The sequence below is a fragment of the Thauera aromatica K172 genome, assembly GCF_003030465.1.
GTDB lineage: Bacteria > Pseudomonadota > Gammaproteobacteria > Burkholderiales > Rhodocyclaceae > Thauera > Thauera aromatica.
The window spans coordinates 1106065-1130300 of sequence record NZ_CP028339.1 but is presented as its reverse complement, the minus strand read 5'-3'; the positions used below and the strand labels follow the sequence as shown (position 1 = coordinate 1130300).

Annotated in this window: 20 protein-coding genes and 1 other RNA gene; 10 read left to right on the top strand and 11 right to left on the bottom strand. The window is 67.4% G+C overall.

Going from position 1 to position 24236, the window contains the following annotated elements; genetic code table 11:
* Positions 1–37 precede the first annotated feature (37 nt).
* The 3 genes from Tharo_RS05425 to ssrA form a co-directional block, all read right to left on the bottom strand.
* Entirely contained in the window at positions 38–3112 is a 3075-nt protein-coding gene (locus Tharo_RS05425) for an efflux RND transporter permease subunit (RefSeq protein ID WP_107220320.1), read from the bottom strand.
* 10 nt (positions 3113–3122) lie between these two features.
* Complete coding sequence (locus Tharo_RS05420; protein WP_107220319.1) at positions 3123–4217, bottom strand: efflux RND transporter periplasmic adaptor subunit; 1095 nt, start codon at positions 4215–4217, stop codon at positions 3123–3125.
* Positions 4218–4414: 197 nt separating this feature from the next.
* Positions 4415–4742, bottom strand: a transfer-messenger RNA (tmRNA) gene (gene ssrA, locus Tharo_RS05415).
* 221 nt (positions 4743–4963) lie between these two features.
* On the opposite strand from ssrA, the gene Tharo_RS05410 reads away from it, so the two are divergent.
* Both Tharo_RS05410 and Tharo_RS05405 read left to right on the top strand, forming a co-directional pair.
* Complete coding sequence (locus Tharo_RS05410) at positions 4964–6208, top strand: nitronate monooxygenase (RefSeq protein WP_107220318.1); 1245 nt, start codon at positions 4964–4966, stop codon at positions 6206–6208.
* Positions 6209–6326: 118 nt separating this feature from the next.
* Entirely contained in the window at positions 6327–7406 is a 1080-nt protein-coding gene (locus tag Tharo_RS05405) for an HD domain-containing phosphohydrolase (RefSeq protein ID WP_107220317.1), read from the top strand.
* Positions 7407–7423: 17 nt separating this feature from the next.
* Here Tharo_RS05405 and gloA read toward each other — a convergent pair whose 3' ends face one another.
* The 5 genes from gloA to ffh form a co-directional block, all read right to left on the bottom strand.
* On the bottom strand, positions 7424–7810 hold the full coding sequence (gene gloA / locus Tharo_RS05400) for a lactoylglutathione lyase (RefSeq protein WP_107220316.1): 387 nt from the start codon (positions 7808–7810) through the stop codon (positions 7424–7426).
* A gap of 65 nt (positions 7811–7875) precedes the next feature.
* Positions 7876–8601, bottom strand: coding sequence for a M48 family metallopeptidase (locus tag Tharo_RS05395; protein WP_107222322.1), 726 nt, complete (start codon positions 8599–8601; stop codon positions 7876–7878).
* Between the two features lie 50 nt (positions 8602–8651).
* The gene (locus tag Tharo_RS05390) at positions 8652–9401 is read right to left on the bottom strand and encodes a competence/damage-inducible protein A (RefSeq protein ID WP_107220315.1); all 750 of its coding nucleotides are present in this window, start codon (positions 9399–9401) and stop codon (positions 8652–8654) included.
* A complete protein-coding gene (locus Tharo_RS05385; protein WP_107220314.1) occupies positions 9398–10174 on the bottom strand; it encodes an EI24 domain-containing protein in 777 nt (258 codons plus the stop codon). The genes Tharo_RS05390 and Tharo_RS05385 overlap by 4 nt, the downstream gene beginning before the upstream one ends.
* Before the next feature lie 16 nt (positions 10175–10190).
* Positions 10191–11561: a signal recognition particle protein gene (gene ffh, locus Tharo_RS05380; protein ID WP_107220313.1), complete on the bottom strand. Its 1371-nt coding sequence runs from the start codon at positions 11559–11561 to the stop codon at positions 10191–10193.
* 48 nt (positions 11562–11609) lie between these two features.
* On the opposite strand from ffh, the gene Tharo_RS05375 reads away from it, so the two are divergent.
* The 8 genes from Tharo_RS05375 to aspS all read left to right on the top strand — a co-directional run bounded on the left by Tharo_RS05375 (position 11610) and on the right by aspS (position 20745).
* Positions 11610–12440, top strand: a complete 831-nt coding sequence (locus Tharo_RS05375; protein WP_107220312.1) for a cytochrome C assembly family protein — start codon at positions 11610–11612, stop codon at positions 12438–12440.
* A 139-nt stretch (positions 12441–12579) separates the two neighbouring features.
* Positions 12580–13860 carry an HlyC/CorC family transporter gene (locus Tharo_RS05370; RefSeq protein WP_107220311.1) on the top strand — a complete coding sequence of 427 codons (1281 nt, stop codon included), beginning with the start codon at positions 12580–12582 and terminating at the stop codon, positions 13858–13860.
* An 88-nt stretch (positions 13861–13948) separates the two neighbouring features.
* Positions 13949–15664 carry a type IV-A pilus assembly ATPase PilB gene (gene pilB / locus Tharo_RS05365; RefSeq protein WP_107220310.1) on the top strand — a complete coding sequence of 572 codons (1716 nt, stop codon included), beginning with the start codon at positions 13949–13951 and terminating at the stop codon, positions 15662–15664.
* Between the two features lie 14 nt (positions 15665–15678).
* Positions 15679–16908 carry a type II secretion system F family protein gene (locus Tharo_RS05360; protein WP_107220309.1) on the top strand — a complete coding sequence of 410 codons (1230 nt, stop codon included), beginning with the start codon at positions 15679–15681 and terminating at the stop codon, positions 16906–16908.
* Positions 16909–16911: 3 nt separating this feature from the next.
* Complete coding sequence (locus tag Tharo_RS05355; protein ID WP_107220308.1) at positions 16912–17763, top strand: prepilin peptidase; 852 nt, start codon at positions 16912–16914, stop codon at positions 17761–17763.
* A 147-nt stretch (positions 17764–17910) separates the two neighbouring features.
* Positions 17911–18168, top strand: coding sequence for an FmdB family zinc ribbon protein (locus Tharo_RS05350; RefSeq protein ID WP_107220307.1), 258 nt, complete (start codon positions 17911–17913; stop codon positions 18166–18168).
* A gap of 49 nt (positions 18169–18217) precedes the next feature.
* Complete coding sequence (locus Tharo_RS05345) at positions 18218–18844, top strand: DUF502 domain-containing protein (RefSeq protein WP_107220306.1); 627 nt, start codon at positions 18218–18220, stop codon at positions 18842–18844.
* A 101-nt stretch (positions 18845–18945) separates the two neighbouring features.
* Positions 18946–20745, top strand: a complete 1800-nt coding sequence (gene aspS, locus Tharo_RS05340) for an aspartate--tRNA ligase (RefSeq protein ID WP_107220305.1) — start codon at positions 18946–18948, stop codon at positions 20743–20745.
* 64 nt (positions 20746–20809) lie between these two features.
* On the opposite strand, the gene prmC is transcribed toward aspS, so the two are convergent.
* The 3 genes from prmC to hemA are packed head-to-tail and all read right to left on the bottom strand — an operon-like array spanning position 20810 to position 24073.
* On the bottom strand, positions 20810–21679 hold the full coding sequence (prmC, locus tag Tharo_RS05335; protein ID WP_107220304.1) for a peptide chain release factor N(5)-glutamine methyltransferase: 870 nt from the start codon (positions 21677–21679) through the stop codon (positions 20810–20812).
* Positions 21676–22761: a peptide chain release factor 1 gene (gene prfA / locus Tharo_RS05330; protein WP_107220303.1), complete on the bottom strand. Its 1086-nt coding sequence runs from the start codon at positions 22759–22761 to the stop codon at positions 21676–21678. Before prfA ends, prmC begins: the two co-directional genes overlap by 4 nt.
* A gap of 58 nt (positions 22762–22819) precedes the next feature.
* The gene (gene hemA, locus Tharo_RS05325) at positions 22820–24073 is read right to left on the bottom strand and encodes a glutamyl-tRNA reductase (RefSeq protein ID WP_107220302.1); all 1254 of its coding nucleotides are present in this window, start codon (positions 24071–24073) and stop codon (positions 22820–22822) included.
* Positions 24074–24236 lie beyond the last annotated feature (163 nt).

Sequence of the window (24236 nt, the reverse complement as noted above, 5' to 3'; positions counted from 1 at the left end):
GGGCGCTGCCGGCACGGCCGTCCCCGCGCTCCGCTTTTCAGCCCGCAGCGCCTCCCGGCGCCGCCACCGCCGCGCGCACGCGCCGCGCCAGCAGCGTGTACACCGTCGGCACCACGAACAGGGTGAACACGGTGCCGATCAGCAGCCCGCCGACGATCACCCAGCCGATCTGCTGGCGGCTCTCGGCGCCGGCCCCGGTGGCAAGCGCGAGCGGGATCGCCCCCAGCACCATCGCTCCGGTGGTCATCAGGATCGGTCGCAGGCGCAGCACCGCCGCCTCCAGCACCGCCTCCTCGACCGTCCGCCCCTGCCCCGGTTCGCGCAGCTGGTTGGCGAACTCGACAATCAGGATGCCGTGCTTGGTGATCAGGCCGACCAGGGTCACCAGCCCGATCTGGCTGTAGACGTTGAGCGTGCCGCCGGCAAGCCACAGCGCGCCGAGTGCACCCGCCATCGACAGCGGCACCGTCAGCATGATGATGAAGGGATCGCGGAAGCTCTCGAACTGCGCCGCCAGCACCAGATAGATGAAGGCGAGCGCGAGCACGAACACCAGCGCCAGGCTCGCCGAACTGGTCTTGAACTCGCGCGACTGGCCATCATAGTCAGTGCCATAGCCCGGCGGCAGGGTGCGCGCGGCCGTGTCCTCCAGCCACTGCAGCGCCTCGCCGAGGGCATAGTCGGGCGCCAGATTGGCGGAGATCGTCACCGAGCGGCGCTGGCCGAAGTGGTTGAGCTCGCGCGGCGCCACCCGCTCGCTCACCGCCACCACGCTCGACAGCGGCACCATCTCGCCGTTGCGGGCGCGCACGAAGAGGTCGCGGATGTCGTGCGGGTCGGCACGGCTGCCGGCCTCGACCTGCACGATCACGTCGTACTGCTCGGCATCGCGCTTGAAGCGGGTGACCGGGCGGCCACCGAGCATGGTTTCCAGGGTGCGCCCGATCACATCCACCGCGACCCCGAGGTCGGCGGCACGGTCGCGGTCGACGTCCACCGCGAGCTCGGGGAGCGTCAGCTTGAGGTCGGTGTCGGGCGACACGAAGCCGGGGTTGGCGCGCATCGCATCGAGCAGGGCGTCGGCGACGCGGGCGAGTTCGTCGTAACTCTCCGACGTCGAAACCACGAAGCCGACCGGGCGCGAACGCGGACTCTGGCCGAACGAGGCAGGCTGCACCGGGAAGGCATTGACGCCCGGAATGGCGCGCAGCTTCGGCTGCAGCTCGGCACCGATCTGCGCCGCCGAGCGCGCGCGCTCGGCCCAGTCGGTGAAGCCGACGAAGGAGATGCCCTGGGACACGGTCGGGTTGCCGGCGATCACCAGGTAGCGGTCAACTTCGGGCAGCCCGGCATAGACGTCCTCGATCTCGCGCGCGTAACGCGCCATGTAGTCGAGGGAGGCGCCTTCCGGGCCGGAGAAGATCCCGATCACGCGGCCGCGGTCCTCCTGCGGCGCGAGCTCGGTCTTCAGCTGCCCGAGCAGCACCAGCGCGCTGCCGGCCACCACCGCGAACGCCAGCATCACCACCCAGCGCCGCGCCAGCGCCGCCGCCAGCGTCCGGCGGTAACCCGCGGTCAGCGCCCCGAGAAAGCCTTCGATGGCGTTGTACACCGCACCATGGCGCCGCTCATGGCGCAGCAGCCTGGCGCACATCATCGGCGACAGCGTCAGCGCGACGAAGCCCGACACCAGCACCGCACCGGCCAGGGTGAGGGCGAACTCGGTAAACAGCTTGCCGGTACGCCCGCTCATGAACGCCACCGGGGCATACACCGCGGCCAGCGTGATCGTCATCGCCACGATCGCGAAGCCGATTTCCTTCGCCCCGCGGAAGGCTGCGGCGAGCGGCGCCATGCCGTCCTCGATGTGGCGATAGATGTTCTCCAGGACCACGATCGCGTCGTCGACGACGAGACCGATCGCCAGCACCAGGGCGAGTAGGGTCAGGGTGTTGATCGAGAAGCCAAAGGCGAACATCAGTGTGAACGCCCCCACCAGCGACACCGGGATCGTCACCAGCGGCACCAGCATCGCCCGCCAGTTGCGCAGGAAGAAAAAGCACACCGCAGCGACCAGCAGCACCGCCTCCCAGATCGTGGTGAACACCGCCTCGATCGAGCGCTCGATGAACACCGTGGTGTCGTTGGCGATCGTCATCGACATTCCGGCCGGCAGCTCGGCCTCGAGCCGCGGCAGCATCTCCACCAGGCCGCGCTTGAGATCGAGCGGGTTGGCGGTGGCCTGCTTGATCAGGCCGATCGAGATCGACGGCCGCCCCAGAAAACGCACCGAGGTGCGCTCGCTCTCGGGCGCCAGCTCCACCCGGCCGACATCGCCGATGCGCACCGTGTAAGCGTCGGGCGTTGCCGGCGGGCGCACGACGACGGCGGCGAACTGGGCCGGCTCGGCAAGATCGGTCTGCGCGACGACGGCGAACTCGCGTTCGCGGCTCTCGATGCGCCCCGCCGGGAGTTCCACGTTCTGGCGCCGGATGGCGTCCTCGACGTCCTGCACGGTGAGGCCGAACGCGGCCAGGCGCTCGCGGTCGAGCCAGATCCTCATCGCGTAGCGGCGTTCGCCGTACACGCGGGCGTCGGCCGCGCCGGGCAGGGTCTGCAGGCGCGGCTTGATGATGCGGCTGGCGAAGTCGCTCATCTCCAGCGCCGAGTGGCGGTCGGACGAGAACGCGACCCAGATGATCGGGTTGGCGTCGGCCTCGACCTTGGCGATCACCGGCTCGTCGATGTCGTCGGGCAGGCGCCGGCGCACCCGCGAGACGCGGTCGCGGACGTCGGCGGCGGCGCTGTCGGCAGCGCGCTCGACGCGGAAACGCACGGTGATCTGGCTGCGCTCCTGGCGGCTGATCGAGGACAGCACGTCCACCCCCTCGATCCCGGCAAGCGAGTCCTCCAGCGGCTTGGTCACCTGGGACTCGACGATCTCGGCGCTGGCGCCGCGGTAGGTGGTGTCGACGGTGACCACCGGCTCGTCGATGTTGGGGTACTCGCGCACGGTCAGGCGCGAATACGACATCAGCCCCACCAGCAGCACCAGCAGGGACAGCACGGTGGCGAACACCGGGCGGCGGATGCAGATCTCGGAGACGACCATCGCCCGCCTCTCAGTCCGCCGCCGCGCTGCCGCCGGCGAGCACCTGCACCGGGGCGCCGTCGCGCAGCTTGAGCTGTCCCGCGATCACCACCTGATCGCCCGCCTGCAGGCCGTCGACGATCTCGACCATTGCCTCGCGGCGCACGCCGGTGCCGACCACCACCCGCCGCGCCTTGCCGTCGTCGACCCGGTAGACGAACTGCACGTTGCCGGGCGCCGGCACCAGGGCCGTCTCGGGCACCATCACCACCTCGCCGCGCTCGGCCAGGATCAGGCGCACGCGCACGAAGCCCCCCGGACGCAGCCGCATCTCCGGATTATTGAGCCGTGCGCGCAGGCGCAGCGCCCTTCCCTGCGCATCGACCAGCGGATCGACCGCATCGACAGTGGCGGCGAAGCGCTCCCCCGGCAGCGCGTCGCTGGCGAGCGACAGCACCTGTCCCGCCCGCACCCGGTCCAGGTACTGCTCGGGGAGGCGGAAATCGACTTTCAGGGTGGCGATGTCCTCGACGTTGACCAGCGCATCGCCATCCTTGACGAAGTCACCCGGACTCACGCTGCGGATGCCGACCACACCGTCGAAAGGGGCGCGGATCTGCATGCGCGCCAGCCGCGCCTGCGCCAGCGCGACGCCGGCACGCGCCACCTCGAGCTGGGCACGGGCACTGTCGAGGCTGCTCTGGCTGACGAACTTGCGCGCAAACAGATCCTGGGCCCGATGAAAGCTCGACTCGGCTAGAGTGAGAGCGGCGCGCGCCTGCTCCAGCTCGGCACGTTGCACTGCGGCATCCAGCTCGACCAGCACGTCGCCGCGCCGCACCGCGCTGCCGTCGCGAAAGCCGATCGCGGCGATCCGCCCGGCCACTTCGGGGCGCAGCACCACCGATTCGTTCGACACCAGCGAGCCGACCGCGGTGACGTCATCGGCCAGCGCCAGCGTGCGCACTGCGTGTGTCTCGACCGCGACCGGCTGCGCGGCCGCCGGTGCTTCGGCGGTGGAGCGCGGCCCTCCCCCCGGGTTGCGGTTCGCATGCCAGGCATAGCCGGCGAGGAGCGCGAGGCCGATCAGGCTGGCAATGACGATCGAGGGGCGGCGGGAAGACATGGCGTTAGCGGCTTGAGGCGGCGGGCGATTTCCCGATTGTCACACAACACCGCACCCGCCCAACACCGCGCCTGCCCATCTCGCCCGCTTACGCCGCTGCGCTGGAAATGCCCTTCGCCGCACACTCGACGAGTTGCGTCGCACATCGATCTGCACCGCGGAACGAAAGGCGGGGCGCACTCGGCACCCGGTAGACGTGACGATGGGGACCGAAGTCCCCACCGGCTTTTCTTTGGTAACAAGGCTCAAGCGGCCTCGGCATCGGCCTTAGGCGGCCAGTGCGAAACGCTCATCGTTGGCGTTTATGGTTTTGCGCGGATTACGTCCGTCGCCTCTCGGGTTGCCTGCTCACCTTTGCCCGCCCTGTCGAAACCGGTACACCCCCACCCAAACACACTCCCGAATGCGCTTGGGTGGAGGTGAGGGGAATCGAACCCCTGTCCAGAACGCCTCCAGATTGCCGGGATTACAACCATGGGAGCTATGGTACGCAGGCCTGCGCCGGCATTCAACCTCTACGCGCGCCGGACCCCGGCGCAGTTGTAAGCAATGTTCTCGCCGGCGGGGCCGCAGGCGCTCGCCGTGCCCTCGCCGTGCCCTCGCCGGGGGCTGCCATCGGGCGCTGCCGGACGGGCCCGCGGGCGGGCCGGATGGCATGCCGGACATGCCCGATGTGCTGCGGGGCTGGGCCGGAACCCTGACTCGGGTGATAATGCCGCACTGCCGATACAACGGACACTGAATCAATGAAGCGCGTGGATGATTTTCGCCTGCGGCTGGGCTCGCAGGAACTGGTACCGATCATGGTAGGAGGGATGGGAGTCGATATCTCGACCGCCGATCTTGCCCTGGAGGCCGCCCGTCTGGGCGGGGTCGGTCACATCTCCGACGCGATGCTGCCCACGGTTTCGGACCGCCGTTACAACACCAAGTACGTCAAGAACAAGCTCCAGCAATACAAGTTCAACGTCGCCAACACCGACAAATCGGTGGTGCAGTTCGACCTCGGCCTGATCGCCGAGGCCACCGCGACCCATGTCGGGCGCACGATGGAAGCCAAGCGCGGGCCGGGCCTGGTGTTCATCAACTGCATGGAAAAGCTGACGATGAACAGTCCGCGGGACACCCTCCGGGTACGCCTGCGGACCGCGATGGACCATGGTATCGACGGCATCACCCTGGCGGCCGGCCTGCACCTCGGCTCGTTCGCGCTGATCGAGGATCATCCCCGCTTCCATGACGTCAAGCTCGGCATCATCGTCTCCTCGCTGCGCGCGCTGCAGCTGTTCCTGAAGAAAAGCGCGCGCACCGGCCGCCTGCCCGATTTCGTCGTGATCGAAGGTCCGCTCGCCGGCGGCCATCTGGGCTTTGGCATGGACTGGGCGCAGTACGACCTCGCCACCATCGTCGCCGAGATCCGCGACTGGATGCGCGAGCAGCAGCTCGACATTCCGCTGATTCCGGCCGGCGGCATCTTCACCGGAAGCGATGCGGTCGCTTTCCTCGAGGCCGGCGCCGCTGCGGTGCAGGTGGCGACGCGTTTCACCGTCACCCAGGAATGCGGCCTGCCCGACGACGTCAAGCAGCATTATTTCAAGGCCAGCGAAAGCGAGATCGAGGTCAACCAGATCTCCCCCACCGGTTACCCGATGCGCATGCTCAAGAGCAGCCCGGCGATCGGCAGCGGAATCCGCCCCAACTGCGAGGCTTTTGGCTACCTGCTCGACTCGCACGGCAACTGCCAGTACATCGATGCCTACAACCGCGAAGTGGCGGCGCATCCGGACGCGAAGAAAGTGAAGGTGCGGGACAAGACCTGCCTGTGCACCCACATGCGCAACTTCGACTGCTGGACCTGCGGTCACTACACCTACCGCCTGAAGGACACTTCGCGCCGCGACGACAACGGCGACTATCGCATCCTGAGCGCCGAGCACGTGTTCCACGATTACCAGTTCAGCGCCGACAACAAGGTCGCGCTCCCCGACTGAGCATGGGATGGCGCCGCAAAACGGCGCCATTTTTCTTTTCTGCTCCGCGACTTATTTCCTCGCCCCCGGCATTCGTCGGGGTCACGATGACGGCGTTTCGATCCCGCCCGGTCAACCGATGAACGTCGTCATCGTCGATGACTCGCCGCTCAACCTCACGCTGATGGCCCGGCTCGTCGGCCGCTTGCCCGGCGCGACCCCGGTGGCGTTCGAGCGCGCGCTCCAGGGGCTGGCATGGTGCGACGCCAACGACCCCGACCTCGTCATCGTGGACTACAGGATGCCCGAGATAGACGGACTGGAATTCATCCGCCATCTCCGCGCCCGCCGCGACAGCGACGATCTTCCGATCCTGATGGTGACCGCCAGCGACGATCGCCGGGTGCGCTACCAGGCGCTTGAATGCGGCGCCAACGATTTCCTGACCAAACCCTTCGACACCCACGAGTTCGAGCCGCGGGTGCGCAACATGCTGAAACTGCGCGGCGCCCACCTCGCAACCCGCCAGCGTACGGCCAGCCTGGCGGCCGAAGTGCGCCGCGCCACCACCGAAATCCTCGAGCGCGAGCGTGAAACAATCACCCGGCTGGCGCGCGCGGCTGAATTCCGCGATCCGGAAACCGGTGCCCACATCCAGCGCATGTCACACTATTCGGCGCTGATCGCACGCGCCCTGGGCTATCCTGAAGAGTTCGCCGAAACCATGCTGATGGCCGCGCCGATGCACGACGTCGGCAAGCTCGGTATCCCGGACGACATCCTGCTCAAGGCCGGGAAGCTCACCGAGAATGAATTCGCCATCATGAAGCGCCATCCCCGCATTGGCTACGACATCCTGAAGGACTCCTCCTCCAGCATTCTCCGCCTGGGGGCGACCATCGCCCTGTCGCACCACGAAAAGCTCGACGGCAGCGGCTACCCGCAAGGGCTCTCCGGCGAGGCGATTCCCCTCGCCGGGCGCATCGTCGCGGTGGCCGACGTCTTCGATGCGCTCACTTCGGCACGCCCGTACAAACCAGCATGGCGGTTCTCACGCGCCATCGCACTCCTGCGCGCCGGCTGCGGCAGCCACTTCGACCGCCGCTGCGTGGATGCCTTCCTCCACCGCTGGAATGAGGTGCTCGCCATCCACGCACGCTTTCGTGACACTCCAGCGCCAGCGCACGGGAACGCGCGAACGGCCGCCACACCGATGTGAGCGCGCAGCGCCGGAGTTCAGTCCCGGCGCTCGATCAACTCCACCTTGTAGCCGTCGGGGTCTTCGACGAACGCGATCACGGTCGAACCGTGCTTCATCGGCCCGGCTTCACGCACCACCTTGCCGCCGCGGGCGCGGATCTCGTCGCAGGCCTTCTTCGCATCGGGCACTTCGAGCGCGATATGGCCGTAGGCGTTACCCGCCTCATAGGCATCCACGCCCCAGTTGTACGTCAATTCGAGCACCGCTGCGTCCTGTTCGTCCTGGTAACCGACGAAGGCCAGCGTGAACCTGCCGTCCGGGTAGTCCTGGCGACGCAGCAGACGCATTCCCAGGACTTCGGTATAGAACGCGAGGGAACGCTCCAGATCGCCGACGCGCAGCATCGTGTGCAGAATCCGCATGAAATTCTCCTTGGTCGGAGGATGGAAAGAAGGATGGCGGAGGACGGGCGGCAGCGCGGACCGGCTCAGCCTGCCGCCGCGCCGCGGCCCGGTGCGCTGCGCGCCCCGATCACCGGCAGGGTCGGCGCGACCGCGCGCAGCGCCGAACGCGCTGCGCGCCAGTTCGGATAGACGTCTTCCACCACGGCCCAGAAGCGCGGGGAATGATTCATCTCGATCAGATGCGCCACTTCGTGGGCCACCACGTAATCGATCAGCCCCGGCTGCAGGTGAATGAGTCGCCAGTGCAGGCGTATCCCCGAGCGGCTGCTGCAACTGCCCCAGCGCGTCACCGCGTTCGACAATCGCACCGGTGGCTGCTTCAGGCCGAGGCGATGGCAATACTCCGCCACCCGCCCGCGATACCAGGGCAGCGCCCGGGCCTGGAGCGCGCGCAGCAGCGCACGCGATGGATCGCCCCCAAGCGGGAGCACGAGTTCTTCCCCACCGTCGAGCGCCGCCCGCCACTGCGTTCTGCCGCCTTCGCGCAGGCGCAGCCTGAGCGGACACCCGAACAGCGGCAGCTGCACCCCGTCCGCGACTTCCAGCACCGGTGCCCGTGCCGCCTCCGCGCTCGCCTTCAGCCGATCGAGCAGCCAGCGCCCGTGGCTGTGGACGAAACGCTCGATCTCCTGCAGCGAAGTGCGCAGCGGCACCGCCACGCGCGCGCCGCGATGGTCGATCTGCAGGGCGAAGGAACGGCGCGCCGAACGACGCAGCACCAGGTCCACCGCCGTGCCGTCGATCACCATCGCGTGCGGCAGCTCCACCGCCTCGCCTTTTTTCCGTTCCCGGCGCACGTTCAACGCTTGTCCTGCCACTCCAGCCCGCGCGCCGAAAGTGTCTCCCGGATCCGCGCCATCGCCGCGGCGACAGCGGCCGCCGGCCCTTTCATGCCCAGTTCCAGTGAGCGCCGCCGTCCTTCTTCGGCCAATGTGGGCAGGCTGAAGAGGGTGGCCTCGGGAAAGTCGTCGCTGACCTCGCGCATCAGGCCGATGAGCTGGCCTTCGTAGACGTCCCACACCGTCAGTGCCTGTTCGACATAGTCTTCGGCGTGGTGGAGCTGGGCATATTTCGTGTCCAGCACCCACTCCACCATCGGCCAGGCCATGACCGGAAAGCCGGGCACGAAATAGTGCTGCCGGATGGAAAAGCCGGGGATGCGGTTGTAGCCGTTGGGGATGATGTCGCTGCCCACCGGATACACGCCCATCTGCAGGCGCTCGGGCGTAGTCTCGTCACCGAAGCGGGCACGGATCTCGGCTTCGGCCGCGGGATGGAGGGCCAGTTCCAGGCCGAGCGCGGCCGCCGCCGCGGCACGCGTGCAATCGTCCGGCGTCGCGCCGATGCCGCCGAAGCTGAACACCACGTCGCCGCTGGCGAACGTCTGGCGCAAAGTCTCGCACAGGCGGACGGGGTCGTCACCGGCGTAGCGCGCCCACGCCAGCTTCAGCCCGCGCGCAGCGAGCAGCTCGATGAGGCGGGACAGATGCTTGTCGCTGCGGCGGCCGGAAAGGATCTCGTCGCCGATGATCAGGGCACCGAAGTTCATGAAATCTTCCGCGGGAGGGGGGCGGGAGCGGCATCGAGCACGCTGATGCCGTGCTGCAGGCGGTGGCGGCGCAGGGCCTCGAGCAGGTAATGCACGAAAGCGAGACCGGCATAGGCCGGCGCCACCAGGTTGACGAAGGGAACGTAGGCCAGCAGCGCGGAGCCGCCGCCGAGCAGCAGCATCTGCGGCCTGCGGTCGCCGCGCAGGCGCTGGAGTTCATCCTTGTCGGCGTGCAGCATCAGCGCGTCGTAGCCGAACGCGCGCTGGTTGAGCCAGCCGGTGAGTACCACCGAGGCGAGCAGACCGACGCCGGGGATCAGCCACAGCGGCAGCGACACCAGCAGCGCGAGCAGGAACAGCAGGCCGGCGACGACCGAATTCCACGCGCTGCCGAAGTTGGAGCCGCCGCGGCGCTGTTCGAGTTCGGCGTAGTCGGTGCGCCCGATCCGCTCCAGCATCAGCGGCAAGGCAACGGTGGCCACCAGCAAGGCCGCGGTCACATAGACCAGGGGCACCACCAGCAAGGCGACGGCGATCTTGATCAGCACCAGCATCGTCACCGCCGCCGCATCCGAAGCCGACAGCCAGCCGCCAACGAAGGACCAGCCGTTCACCCAGGCGAACAGGCCCTCGGTGACCGGCGTCCACGCCAGCACCGCAACCACCGTCCACACCAGCATCGCAACCACACCCGGCCACAGCAGGTGCCAGAAGATGTCGCGCCGCAGCAAACTGCGGCCGGCGCGACCGAAGGCAACGAGAATCTCCTTCACGACCACCTGCCTCCCATCACCGGGGCATACCCGGCAGGCCGCCCGGGATCATGCCCTTCATCGCGCGCATCATTTTCTGCATGCCGCCCTTGGAGAACTGCTTCATGACCTTCTGCGTCTGCTCGAACTGGTTGAGCAGGCGATTGACCTCCTGCACCGTGACCCCGGAACCGGCGGCGATGCGGCGCTTGCGGCTGGCCTTGAGCACCTCCGGCTTGGCGCGCTCGAGCGGCGTCATCGAGTTGATGATGCCCTCGATGCGGGAGATGGCCTTTTCCTCGGCGCCCCCCTGGAGCTTGCCGGCGGCCTGGGCGAACTGCGCCGGCAGCTTGTCCATCATCGACGCCAGCCCGCCCATCTTGCGCATCTGGGCGATCTGCTCTTTGAAGTCGTTGAGATCGAAGCCCTTGCCGCTCTTCAACTTCTGTGCAAAGACGCGGGCTTTCTCCTCGTCGACTCCGCGGCGCGCCTCCTCGACCAGGCCGAGGATGTCGCCCATCCCGAGGATGCGGCTGGCCATCCGGTCGGGGTGGAAGGGCTCGAGCCCGGAAAGCTTCTCACCGACGCCGGCGAACTTGAGCGGCTTGCCGGTGACGTGGCGCACCGACAGCGCCGCACCGCCACGCGCATCGCCGTCGAGCTTGGTCAGCACCACACCGGTGAGCGGCAGCGCCTCGTTGAAGGCGCGCGCGGTGTTGACCGCATCCTGGCCGAGCATCGCATCGACCACGAACAGGGTTTCGATCGGCTTGACCGCGGCGTGCAGATCCTTGATCTCGGCCATCATCGCCGCATCCACCGCGAGGCGGCCGGCGGTGTCCACGAGCAGCACGTCGATGTGGTGCTTACGCGCGTAGTCGAGTGCGGCGAGCGCGATATCGACCGGCTTCTGGTCCACCGACGAGGGGAAGAAGCCGACGCCGGCCTGCGCCGCCACCGTCTTCAGCTGCTCGATCGCCGCCGGGCGATAGACGTCGACCGACACCACCAGGACTTTTTTCTTCTGCTGCTCGTGCAGCAGTTTGGCGAGCTTGCCGGTGGTGGTGGTCTTGCCCGCGCCCTGCAGGCCTGCCATCAGCACCACCGCCGGAGGCTGGGTGGACAGGTCGAGACCTTCGTGCGCGCCGCCCATCAACGCCTTCAGCTCGTCATGCACCACCCCGACCAGGGCCTGGCCCGGCGTCAGCGACCCGACCACCTCCTGACCGACCGCCTTTTCCTTCACCCGGGCAACGAAGTCCTTGACCACCGGCAATGCGACGTCGGCCTCGAGCAGCGCCATACGCACCTCGCGCATCGCCTCCTGGATGTTTTCTTCGGTCAGGCGCGCCTGGCCGCGGAGGGTTTTGACGACTTTGGACAGGCGCTGGGTGAGATTGTCGAGCATGTTCGGAAAGGCCTTGGCGCGGTGACTTGGAGTAAACTGCGGCTACATATGCAGACCATTCTACTTCATCTGGTTCCCGCCTCGCTTTACGCCGGACTGGGCGTGCTGTTCTGGCGCAGCTGCCTGCTCGGCGCCGCACCGGAAGGGGCGCGGGAATGCCTGTCGGGGCGACAGCGCCTGGTGTTGCTCGTCGCCGTGCTCGCTCATGGCTATGTCCTGCACGAGGCAATCTTCCCCGGCAGCGAAATGCGTTTCGGCTTCGGTGTTGCGGTATCGCTGATGGTGTGGCTGGCAATCTGCTTCTACTGGGTGGAAACGCTCTATACCCGGCTCGACGGCCTGCACGCGGCCGCCATGCCTGCAGGTGCGCTGGCCAGCCTGGTGCCGCTGATCTTCCCTGGCGAGCATGTGCTCGTCAACGCAGCCTCTCCTGCCTTTCGCGCCCACTTCGTGGTCGCGATGCTGGCCTACAGCCTGTTCACGCTGGCGGCCCTGCACGCGATGCTGATGTCGATCGCCGGACGCCAGCTCCACAGTGCCCGCTTCAGCCGCCTGCTCGCCGGACTTCCGCCGCTGCTGACGATGGAAGCGCTGCTGTTCCGCCTGATCGCAATCGCCTTCGTGCTGCTCACCCTCACCCTGGCCAGCGGCGTGCTGTTCTCCGAGACGCTTTTCGGCCAGCCTTTCCGGGTCGACCACAAGACCGTCTTCGCCTTCGTTTCGTGGTTTCTCTTCGGCGTGCTGCTGCTCGGCCGCTGGCGCTGGGGATGGCGCGGACGGGTGGCGTTGCGGTGGACGCTGGCGGGCTTCACCGCCCTCGTGCTGGCCTATCTCGGCAGCCGTTTCGTCATCGAAGTCGTGCTCGAGCGCGCTTCCTGAGCGCCTCCTGCCTGACCATCTCCTGCCACAACCGTCTCCGCAAGCTGCCGTATCGCGCTGGCATCTGCCCCGCCCGGCTTTGTTGACAGCGTTCTGAGGCGCCCCAATACTCGGGGCCCCGCGACTTTCCCCGCCTCTCGTGCCGGACATCAGCCTGACGGCCCAATTCATCGCCCTGGTCGTGCTACTCGTACTTTCGGGCGCCTTTTCCATGTCCGAGACGGTCATGATGGCGGCGAACCGTTACCGCCTGCGTTCGCTCGCCGGCCAGGGCAATCGGGGTGCCCGCCTCGCAATCGAGCTGCTGGGCAAGACCGACCGCCTGCTGGGCGTGGTCCTGCTGTTCAACAATCTGGTCAACACCGCCGCCGCGACCCTGGTCAGCGTCATTACGCTGGAGATTTTCGGTGACGAGCGCTGGGTTCTGGGAATCGCCACCCTGCTCGTCACCTTTGCCATTCTGGTATTTTCCGAGATCACCCCGAAAGTGATCGGCGCCACCCACGCCGATCGCCTCGCCCCGATCTTTGCCTTTCCGCTCTCGGCCCTGCTGCGGGTGTTCTACTTCGCGATCTGGTTCGTCAATCTATTTTCGCGCAGCCTGCTGTGGCTGCTCCGGCTGCAGCCCCGGGAAGACAACCACACCGCGCTGTCGGTCGAAGAGCTGCGTGCGATGGTGCTCGAGTCCGGCCAGTTCATTCCGCACAAGCACCGCAGCATCCTGGTGAACCTGTTCGATCTGGAGAGCATCACGGTCGAGGACGTGATGACCCCGCGCGGCGCGATCGAGGCGATCGACCTCTCCGCCACCGAGGCCGAACTGCGCCGCCAGATCGCCACCAGCTTTCACACCCGCCTCGCCGTGCACGACGGCGACAGCGAACAGGTGATCGGCGTGCTGCACCAGCGCCGCCTGCTCAACGATACGCTCGAGGACGGATTCTCCGTCGAGCGCATCCGCGGCTTGCTGGCCAAGCCATACTACGTGCCTGCCGACACCCCGCTGTATTCGCAGATCCAGTTCTTCCAGGAAAACCAGCAGCGCCTCGCCTTCGTCGTAGACGAGTACGGCGAGATCCTCGGCCTGATCACCCTGGAAGACATCATCGAAGAGCTGATCGGCAAATTCACCACCAGCATGCCCGCCGCCGCCGGCCGCCTGGCCTGGAACGAGGATGGCAGCGTGCTGGTCGACGGCAGCGCCAACCTGCGCGAACTCAACCGCAGGCTCGACCTCGCCCTGCCGACCGATGGACCGAAGACGCTCAACGGACTGATCCTCGAGCATCTGCAGGACATCCCGGAAACCGGGGTGTCGATGAAGATCGCCGAAATTCCGATCGAAGTCGTGCAGACCCAGGACCGCCGGGTGCGCACCGCACGCCTGTTCCGCCCGCTCGGAGACGGCGGCGGACGATGAGCCCCTCCTTCTCCTTCGCGCCCGCGAAGGCCTTTACAAGGCCGGGGGCGGCGTGCAACATCGCCCGCTATCGAGTCGAGAGCACGGCATGGCGGCAAGCTCCAAACCGTCCCTGAGCGGCCTCGCCAGGGCGCTGATCCAGCACGGGCATCTGCAGGAAACCGATGCCCTCGCCTGCTCCGCACACAGCGGAGAAGGCAGCAACGCTTTCATCCGCGAAGTCGCCCAGCGCGGACTCATGAGCAGCGCGGCGATGGCCGCCTTCGCTGCCGAAACTTTCGGCTACCCCCTGCTCGACATCACCACCTTCGACACCGCCGCCCTCGCCCGCGAAGCCGTCGATCGCAAGCTGATGCAAAAGCATCAGGTCGTGCCCCTGGCGCGGCGTCAGAACCGCCTCACCCTCGCAATCGCCGACCCGTCGAACATCCGTGCACTCGACGAGATCCGTTTCCAGACCGGTCTCCAGCTCGACCTCGTGATTGCCGAAGCCGACAAGCTCGGGCGCGCCGTCGACGCGCTGGTCGAAAGCGCCGCCGATACGCTCCGGGAGCTCACCGGTGAAGCCTTCGACATGGACCTGCTGCACCAGGAAGGCGCGCAGCACCCGCCCGACGAAGACGACACTTCGGAAGTCGACGACGCGCCGGTGGTGCGTTTCATCCAGAAAGTGCTGATCGATGCCATCAACGAAGGCGCCTCCGACATCCACTTCGAGCCGTACGAGAAGTACTACCGCATCCGCGTGCGCACCGACGGCGTCCTGCGCGACATCGCCCAGCCTCCGCTGGTGCTCAAGGACAAGATCGCCGCCCGCATCAAGGTCGTCTCGCGCCTCGACATCTCGGAAAAGCGCATTCCCCAGGACGGGCGGATGAAGCTGGCGCTGTCGAAGAACAGGGCGATCGACTTCCGCGTATCCACGCTGCCGACCCTGCACGGCGAAAAGATCGTGATGCGGATCCTCGATCCCGGCTCGGCAATGCTCGGCATCGATGCCCTCGGCTACGAGCCCGACCAGAAGGAAGCCCTGCTCGCAGCGATCGACCGTCCTTACGGCATGATCCTCGTCACCGGCCCCACCGGCTCGGGCAAGACGGTGTCGCTCTACACCTGCCTGAACCTGCTCAACCAGCCCGGCGCCAATATTTCGACCGCGGAAGACCCGGCCGAAATCAACCTCCCCGGAATCAACCAGGTCAACATCAACGAAAAAGCCGGCCTCACCTTTTCCACGGCGCTGCGCGCCTTCCTCCGCCAGGACCCGGACATCATCATGGTGGGCGAGATCCGCGACCTCGAAACCGCCGAGATCTCGGTCAAGGCGGCACAGACCGGCCACCTCGTGATGTCCACGGTGCACACCAACGATGCCCCGAGCACGCTCGAGCGCCTCAAGAACATGGGCGTCGCCCCGTTCAACATCGCCTCTTCGGTGATCCTGATCACCGCCCAGCGCCTTGCCCGCCGCCTGTGCTCGTGCAAGAAGCCCGCGGACATCCCGGAAGAGGCGCTGCTCGAAGCCGGCTTCAGCGCCGCCGAGCTCGACGGCAGCTGGCAGGCCTATGGGCCGGTCGGCTGCGAACGCTGCCAGGGCAGCGGCTACAAGGGCCGGGTCGGGATCTACCAGGTCATGCCGGTGAGCGAGCAGATCGCCCACATCATCATGACCGGCGGCAACTCCATCGACATCGCCGCGCAGGCCGCGCGCGAGGGCGTGCGCGATCTGCGCCAGTCGGGCCTGCTGAAAGTGAAGCAAGGCATCACTTCGCTCGCCGAAGTGCTGGCCTCGACCAACGAATAAAGGACGTTCGACTCATGGCGACAGCAAGCCGGGCAGTGCGCGGCACGGGCCCGAAGGAAGACCTGTACAGCTGGGAAGGCAGGGACAAGACGGGCAAGCTGATCCGCGGCGAAATGCGCGCCAGCGGCGACGCCATGGTCCAGGCCATGCTGCGCCGCCAGGGCATCCGGGTGAGCAAGGTGCGCAAGCAGAAGCTGTCGCGCGGCCGACGCATCGGCGACAAGGAAATCGCCCTGTTCACCCGCCAGCTCGCCACCATGATGAAATCCGGTGTGCCCCTGCTCCAGGCCTTCGACATCGCCATGAAAGGGTCGGGCAATCCGGCACTGTCGCGCCTGCTCAACGAGATCCGCAACGACGTCGAGACCGGCTCCAGCCTGTCCCAGGCATTCGCCAAACACCCCCGGCACTTCGACAAGCTGTTCACCAACCTGGTCGCCGCCGGCGAGCAGGCGGGCATCCTCGACAGCCTGCTCGACCGCATCGCCACCTACAAGGAAAAGATCCTCGCGATCAAGAGCAAGATCAAGTCGGCCCTGTTCTACCCCGCGGCCGTGGTCGTGGTTGCCGGCCTGGTGATTTCGGTGATGATGCTGTTCGTGATTCCCGAGTTCAAGAACGTATTCTCCAGCTTCGGCGCCGACCTGCCGGCCCCCACGCTGATGGTGATCGCGATGTCCGACTTCTTCGTCGCCTACTGGTATTTGGTGTTCGGAGCGCTGCTCGCGGCCGTGCTCGCGATCGCCTGGAGCTACAAGCGCTCGAGCGCAATGCAGATCGCCGTCGATCGCATCGTGCTGCATCTGCCGCTGGTCGGCCCGATCATCCGCAAGGCCACCGTGGCCCGCTGGACACGCACCCTGTCGACGATGTTCGCCGCCGGCGTGCCCTTGGTCGAAGCCCTCGACTCGGTGGGCGGCGCCTCGGGCAATCACGTCTACCTGACCGCGACCCGGCAGGTCCAGAGCGACGTCAGCACCGGCACCAGCCTTACCGTCGCGATGCAGAACGCAGCGGTGTTCCCGGCCATGGTGGTGCAGATGGTGTCGATCGGCGAGGAATCCGGCCAGCTCGACTCCATGCTCGGCAAGGTCGCGGATTTTTTCGAGCGGGAAGTCGACGACGCCGTCGCCGGCCTGTCGCAGTTGCTCGAGCCGCTGATCATGGTCTTCCTCGGCACCATCATCGGCGGCCTGGTGGTCGCGATGTACCTGCCGATCTTCAAGCTCGGCTCGGTCGTGTGATCCATGGCTGAACTCCTGCACGAACCGTTCGTTCTCGTCCCGCTGCTGAGCCTGGTCGGGCTTTTCGTCGGCAGCTTCCTCAACGTCGTCATCCATCGCCTGCCGAAGATGATGGAGCGCGACTGGCACGCCCAGGCCGCCGAACTGCGCGGCGAGCCGGCGCCCGAAGCTGCGCGCTTCAACCTCGCCACGCCACGCTCGCGCTGCCCGCACTGCGGCCACCGCCTGTCCGCGCTGGAAAACATCCCGGTGCTCAGCTTCATCTTCCTGCGCGGCCGCTGCAGGCACTGCGGCGCCGGAATCAGCAAGCGCTACCCGGTCGTCGAACTCTGCACCGCCGCCCTCTCCGGCGTGGCCGCCTGGCATTTCGGTGCCAGCACCGCCACGCTCGGCGCGCTGCCGTTCATCTGGGCGCTGGTGGCGCTGAGCTTCATCGACCTTGACACCCAGCTGCTGCCCGACAGCATCACCCTGCCCCTGCTGTGGCTGGGCCTCGCGTTCAACACCGGAGGCGTATTCACCGACCTGCACAGCGCGGTCATCGGCGCCATGGCCGGTTATCTCGCCCTGTGGACGGTGTACTGGCTGTTCAGGCTCGCCACCGGCAAGGAGGGCATGGGTTACGGCGACTTCAAACTGCTGGCGGCGATCGGTGCCTGGCTCGGCTGGCAGGTGCTGCCGCTCACCATCCTGCTATCCTCGCTGGTGGGGGCGATCGTCGGCATCGCCCTGATCGCCTTCGCGCGCCACGGCCGCAACGTGCCGATTCCGTTCGGCCCTTATCTCGGCGCCGCCGGCCTGATCGCACTATTGTGGGGTGAGACCCTGACCACGCGTTACCTGGGTCTGTTCTAGCCCTCCCCCCCTCGCGCAACGCCCGCCCCCTCCTTGAAACCCGGCCGTGCCACCCCCATTTCGGTTGCGCGCCCGGTGTTCACGGGCTTCGCTTTTTCCTTATGCTGCATTGCGTTAGACTTGCGCACTTGTCTTCGGGAGCTCGTCATGCCCATTTATGAATATCGTTGCCCAAGCTGTGGTTTCCAGAAGGAACATCTGCAGAAAATGAGCGACGCACCGCTGTCCTCCTGTCCGTCCTGCGGCACCGAGGGGTACACCAAACTCCTGTCGGCCGCCGGCTTCCAGCTCAAGGGCAGCGGCTGGTACGCCACCGACTTCAAGGGCGGCGCTGCGCCGAGCGCACCCGCCCCGGCGGCGGCGCCGCCCTGCGCCGGCGGCAGCGGCGCGTGCGCCTGCCACTGACCGGCCACGTTCCCCCGAACGGCCCGCCCAGCGGGCCCGAGACGCTCAATTGAAGAAATACTTCATCACCGGCCTGCTGATCTGGATTCCGCTGGCGATCACCTTCATGGTGCTGGCCTGGATCGTCGGCACGCTCGACGCGATCCTGCTGTGGCTGCCGAACGGTTTCCACCCGCGCGACTTCATCGGCCTCGACATCCCCGGCGTCGGCGTGCTGGCGAGCCTGCTGATCGTGTTCTTCACCGGCCTGGTCGCAGCCAACGTGCTCGGCCAGAAGCTGGTCCAGCTGTGGGAAGCGCTGCTGTCCCGGATCCCGGTGGTGAAGTCGATCTACTACAGCGTCAAGCAAGTCTCCGACACCGTTTTTTCCAGCACCGGCCAGGCCTTTCGCAAGGCCCTGCTGGTGCAGTACCCGCGCCAGGGCGCATGGACGATCGCCTTTCTCACCGGCCAGCCAGGCGGCGATGCGGCGTATCACCTGCAGGGCGACTACGTCAGCGTCTATGTGCCGACCACGCCCAATCCGACCTCGGGCTTCTTTTTGATGATGCCGCGGGCGGACGTCATCGAACTGGAGATGAGCGTCGATGAAGCGCTCAAGTACATCATCTCCATGGGAGTGGTCGCTCCCCCGCTGCGCCGGCCGGCCAGCCGGGCGGCCCTGCTCAACGAATGACGCTCTCCGACGGACAAGGCCACCGCCGACAAGCCCCCCCTTTTCCCCGCTTCCTTGAATCCTGACGGCACGCTGCCGTCGCCCAGCCGGAACTCCTGTTTATGCGAACCCATTACTGCGGAAAAGTCACCGCCACCGACCTCGATCAGATCGTCACCATTTGCGGCTGGGTGCATCGCCGCCGCGACCACGGCGGCGTCATCTTCATCGACCTGCGCGACCGCGAGGGCCTGGTCCAGGTGGTGTGCGACCCCGACCGTGCCGAGATGTTCAAGATCGCCGAATCGGTGCGCAGCGAGTTCGTGCTGAAGATGAGCGGCAAGGTCCGCCGCCGCCCGGCCGGCACCGAAAACGCCAACCTGACCTCGGGCGAGATCGAGGTCCTGTGCCACGACATCGAGGTCCTCAACGCCGCCGCGACGCCGCCGTTCCAGCTCGACGACGAGAACCTGTCCGAGACCGTGCGCCTGACGCATCGCGTCATCGACCTGCGCCGTCCGCAGATGCAGAAGAACCTGATGCTGCGCTACAAGACCACGATGGCCTTCCGCCGCTTCCTCGACGGCGCCGGCTTCATCGACGTCGAGACGCCGATGCTGACCAAGAGCACGCCGGAAGGCGCGCGCGACTACCTGGTGCCCTCGCGCGTGCATCCGGGCCAGTTCTTCGCCCTGCCGCAGTCGCCCCAGCTGTTCAAGCAGCTCCTGATGGTGGCCGGCTACGACCGCTACTACCAGATCGTCAAGTGCTTCCGCGACGAGGACCTGCGCGCCGACCGCCAGCCCGAATTCACCCAGGTCGACCTCGAGACCTCGTTCATGGACGAGCACCAGATCACCGCTTTGGTCGAGGAGATGATCCGCTACGTGTTCAAGGAAGCGCTCCAGGTCGAACTGCCCGCGCCCTTCCCGCGCATGACCTACGCCGAGGCGATGCGCCGCTACGGCTCGGACAAGCCCGACCTGCGCGTCACCCTCGAACTCACCGATGTCACCGACGCGGTGCAGGACGTCGCCTTCAAGGTCTTCAGCGGCCCCGCCACCTCGGGCGGGCGCGTCGCCGCGATGCGCGTGCCCGGCGGCAACAGCCTGAGCCGCGGCGAAATCGACGAATACACCAAGTTCGTCGCCATCTACGGCGCCAAGGGCCTGGCCTACATCAAGGTCAACGACGCCACCCAGCCCAACGAAGCCGGCCTGCAGTCGCCGATCGTCAAGAACCTGCACGAGAAGGCGCTCGCCACCATCCTCGAGCGCACCGGCGCGCAGTCGGGCGACCTGATCTTCTTCGGCGCCGACAAGACCAAGGTGGTCAACGACGCCATGGGCGCGCTGCGCACCAAGCTCGGCCACGAGAAGGGCTACGTCACCGGCGAAGCCTGGCGCCCGCTGTGGGTGGTCGACTTCCCGATGTTCGAGTACGACGAGGACGACAAGCGCTGGACCGCCTGCCACCACCCCTTCACCAGCCCGAAGGACGAGCATGTCGAGCTGCTCGAATCCAACCCGGGCGAATGCCTCGCCAAGGCCTACGACCTCGCCCTCAACGGCTGGGAGATCGGCGGCGGCTCGGTGCGTATCCACCGCGCCGACGTGCAGGCGCGTGTGTTCGAGGCGCTCGCCATCGGCCCCGAGGAGCAGCAGGCCAAGTTCGGCTTCCTCCTCGATGCGCTCAAGTACGGCGCGCCCCCCCACGGCGGGCTGGCCTTCGGCCTCGATCGGATCGTCACCATGATGACCGGCGCCGAATCGATCCGCGACGTCATCGCTTTCCCCAAGACCCAGCGCGCCCAGTGCCTGCTGACCGATGCGCCGGGCGACGTCGACGAGAAGCAGCTGCGCGAACTGCATATCCGCCTGCGCCAGAAGGTCGAGACCCAGGTCGAAGTCGGCCGCAGCTGAGCCCGGCGAAACGGCCACCAAGCCGCCGCCGGCCCGCCCCCCACGGCGGACCGGCGGCGGTTTTTCATTTACGCCCGGGCCAGCGCCCGCCCGAGACGCGCTCGAGGCCGGCCAGATCCTTCCACGAAGCGATCGCGCCGAAACCGGCATCGAGCAGCAGGCTGCGCACCGCCGCCGCCTGATCGTAGCCATGCTCGAGGAACAACCAGCCGCCGTCCTCCAGCCAGCGCGGCGCGGCGCCCACGATCGCGGCCAGGTCGTCGAACCCCGCCGGCCCGGCGGCGAGCGCCGTCACCGGCTCGAAGCGCACGTCGCCCTGCGCCAGGTGCGGATCGCCCGCCGCCACGTAGGGCGGGTTGGCGACGATGAGTCCGAAGCGCTCCTCGCCCAGCGCCGCGAACCAGTCGCTGAGGACGAAGCAGGCGCTGGCGCCGAGCCGCGCGGCATTGGCCATCGCCACCTGGAGCGCCTCGCGCGAACGGTCGACGGCCACCACGTCGGGCGCATCGAGTTCGAGCGCAAGCGTCACCGCCAGCGCCCCGCTGCCCGTCCCCAGGTCGAGCACGCGCACGCCGCGCCGCGCCGCGCAATGGGCAAGGGCGAGTTCGACCAGCAGCTCGGTCTCCGGGCGCGGAATCAGCACCGCGGGGGTGACGAGGAATTCCCGCCCGTAAAACTCGCGCGTACCGGTGAGGTAAGCCACCGGTTCTCCCGCCGTGCGACGCTCGACCAGGCCGCGGTACGCCGCCCACTCGGAAGCGGCCAGGCGCTGCTCGGGATAGGCGGCCAGGCGCGCCCCCGAACACTGCAGCACATGGCGCAGCAGCACGCGGGCATCGAGCGGTTCAATGTGCGTGCGCGCCCAGGCCAGCGCCGCGGCGATGTCGGGCGCCGCCGCGGGCGGCAGGGCGGCGCCGGATGAAGCCGCGCTCATGCGCCGTCCCCCGCCAGCGCAGCCAGCAGTTCGGCCTGGTGCTCCAGGATCAGGGCGTCGACGAGTTCGTCGAGCTCGCCCTGCATCACCGCATCGAGCTTGTACAAGGTCAGGTTGATGCGGTGATCGGTGACCCGGCCCTGGGGAAAATTGTAGGTGCGGATGCGCTCGGAGCGGTCTCCGCTGCCGATCAGGCTCTTGCGCTGTGCCGCTTCGGCGCTTTGCCGCGCACGCGCTTCGGCATCGTGCAGGCGCGCGGCCAGCACCGCCAGCGCCTGCGCCTTGTTGCGGTGCTGCGAACGATCGTCCTGGCACTCGACGACGATGCCGCTCGGGAGATGGGTGATGCGCACCGCCGAATCGGTCTTGTTGATGTGCTGGCCGCCGGCACCCGAAGCGCGGAAAGTATCGATGCGCAGATCCGCCGGGTTGATGTTCACCGCCTCGACTTCGTCCGCTTCGGGCAGTACCGCCACCGTGCACGCCGAAGTGTGGATGCGGCCCTGGGTTTCGGTCACCGGCACGCGCTGGACGCGGTGGCCGCCGGACTCGAACTTCAGCTTCGAATAGGCGCCCGCGCCGGCAATGCGGGCGATCACTTCCTTGTAGCCGCCGAGGTCGGACTCGCTCGCCGACACGATCTCCACCTTCCAGCGCTGGCGCTCGGCATAGCGGCTGTACATGCGCAGCAGATCGCCGGCGAACAGCGCCGCCTCGTCGCCCCCGGTACCGGCCCGGATCTCGAGGAAAAGGTTGCGCTCGTCATTGGGGTCGCGCGGCAGCAGCGCGCGCTGCAGCGCCTCCTCCAACTCGACGATGCGCGCTTCACCGGCGGCCAGCTCCTGCTCGCCGAGCTCGCGCATCTCGGCATCGTCGAGCAGCTCGCGCGCCGTCGCGCAGTCGGCCTCCGCCTGCGCGCAAGCCCGGTACAGGGCGACCACCGGTTCGACTTCGGCGCGCTCCTGCGACAGTTCGCGGAACCGTTTCATGTCGTTCGCCGTTTCCCCGGCCGCGAGTGTGCGATCGAGTTCGTCGAGGCGGCGGACGAGGTGTTCGAGTTTGTCGCGGATGCTTCGCTTCATGGAGTCAGCCCGGAGGGCCTGCGCCGGGCGCAGGCGGTAAAGAATCGGCCGTAGCGCCCTAGCCGTGGGACGGCAGGTTGAACAGCTGCTCGACGAGCCGCCCGGCCTCGGCCTTGCGGGTCTCGTCGGCCTGGTTCAGGAAGCGCGTGGGGCCGTGCATGAGCTTGTTGGTGAGGCCGTGCGAGAGGGCGTCGAGCACGCGCTGCGGCTCCTCGCCCTTCGCCAGCAGGCGCAGGGCGCGCTCGAGCTCGGCCTGGCGCAGGGCTTCGGCATGTTCGCGCAGCGCGCGGATGGTCGGCACGCTGCCGCGCGCCGCCATCCAGTGCAGGAAGCCGTCGACCCGCGAGTCGATGATCTGCTCGGCCTCGACCACCGCCTGCTGGCGCGACTCCATCCCCGCTTCGACGACCTGCGCGAGATCGTCCACGGTGTACAGGAAGACGTCGTCGAGCTCGGCGATCTCGGGCTCGATGTCGCGCGGCACGGCCAGATCGACCATCACCATCGGCCGGTGGCGGCGTGCCTTCACCGCGCGCTCGACCATGCCCAGACCGACCAGGGGGAGAGGCGCGGCGGTGCAGGACACGACTACGTCGAAGCGCGCCAGGGCCTCGCCGATCTGGTCGATGCGCAAGGTGCGCGCGCCGAAGCGCGAAGCCAGGGCCTGGGCGCGCTCCTCGGTGCGGTTGGCGACGGTCATCGACTTCGGACAGGCGCCGCCAAAGTGCGCCGCACAGAGTTCGATCATCTCGCCTGCGCCGATGAACAGCACGTGCTGATCGGAGACACGGCCGAAAATACGCTCGGTCAGGTGCACCGCCGCGGCCGCCATCGACACCGTATTGGCGCCGATCGCGGTCGTCGAGCGCACTTCCTTGGCCACCGCGAACGTGCTCTGGAACAGCTTGTGCAGCAGCACGCCCAGGGTCCCGGCCTGTTCCGCGAAGCGCGCCGCATCCTTGACCTGGCCCAGGATCTGCGGCTCGCCGATGACCATCGAATCGAGCCCGCTGGCGACGCGGAAGACGTGGCGGATCGCGTCACGCTGCGGGTAGGCGTACAGGTAGGGCGAGACTTCGTTCAGCGAGACGTGGTGAAAGTGCGCCAGCCAGTCGGCGACGCGCTGGGGCTGCTCGGCGGCGAAGTAAAGCTCGGTGCGGTTGCAGGTCGACAGGATCGCCGCTTCGCGCACCGAGTCGGCATGAGCGAGGCCGTGCAGGGCCTGCTGCAGATGCTCAGGCTGAAACGCGACCCGTTCGCGGATCGCGAGCGGCGCCGTGTGATGATTCAGACCCAGAGCGTAGAGTTGCATGCAGAAAACGGCCTCGTCGACAGCCGACGCATTATAACACTGCGGAAAGTGCAAAAAACTTGAGCAGAATCAGCCACTTCAACCTGAAAAGCGGGAGCACGAACGAAAACGGGCCGACACTCTGTCGGCCCGTCCGGTGAAATCGGACGCCAGTATAGCAACA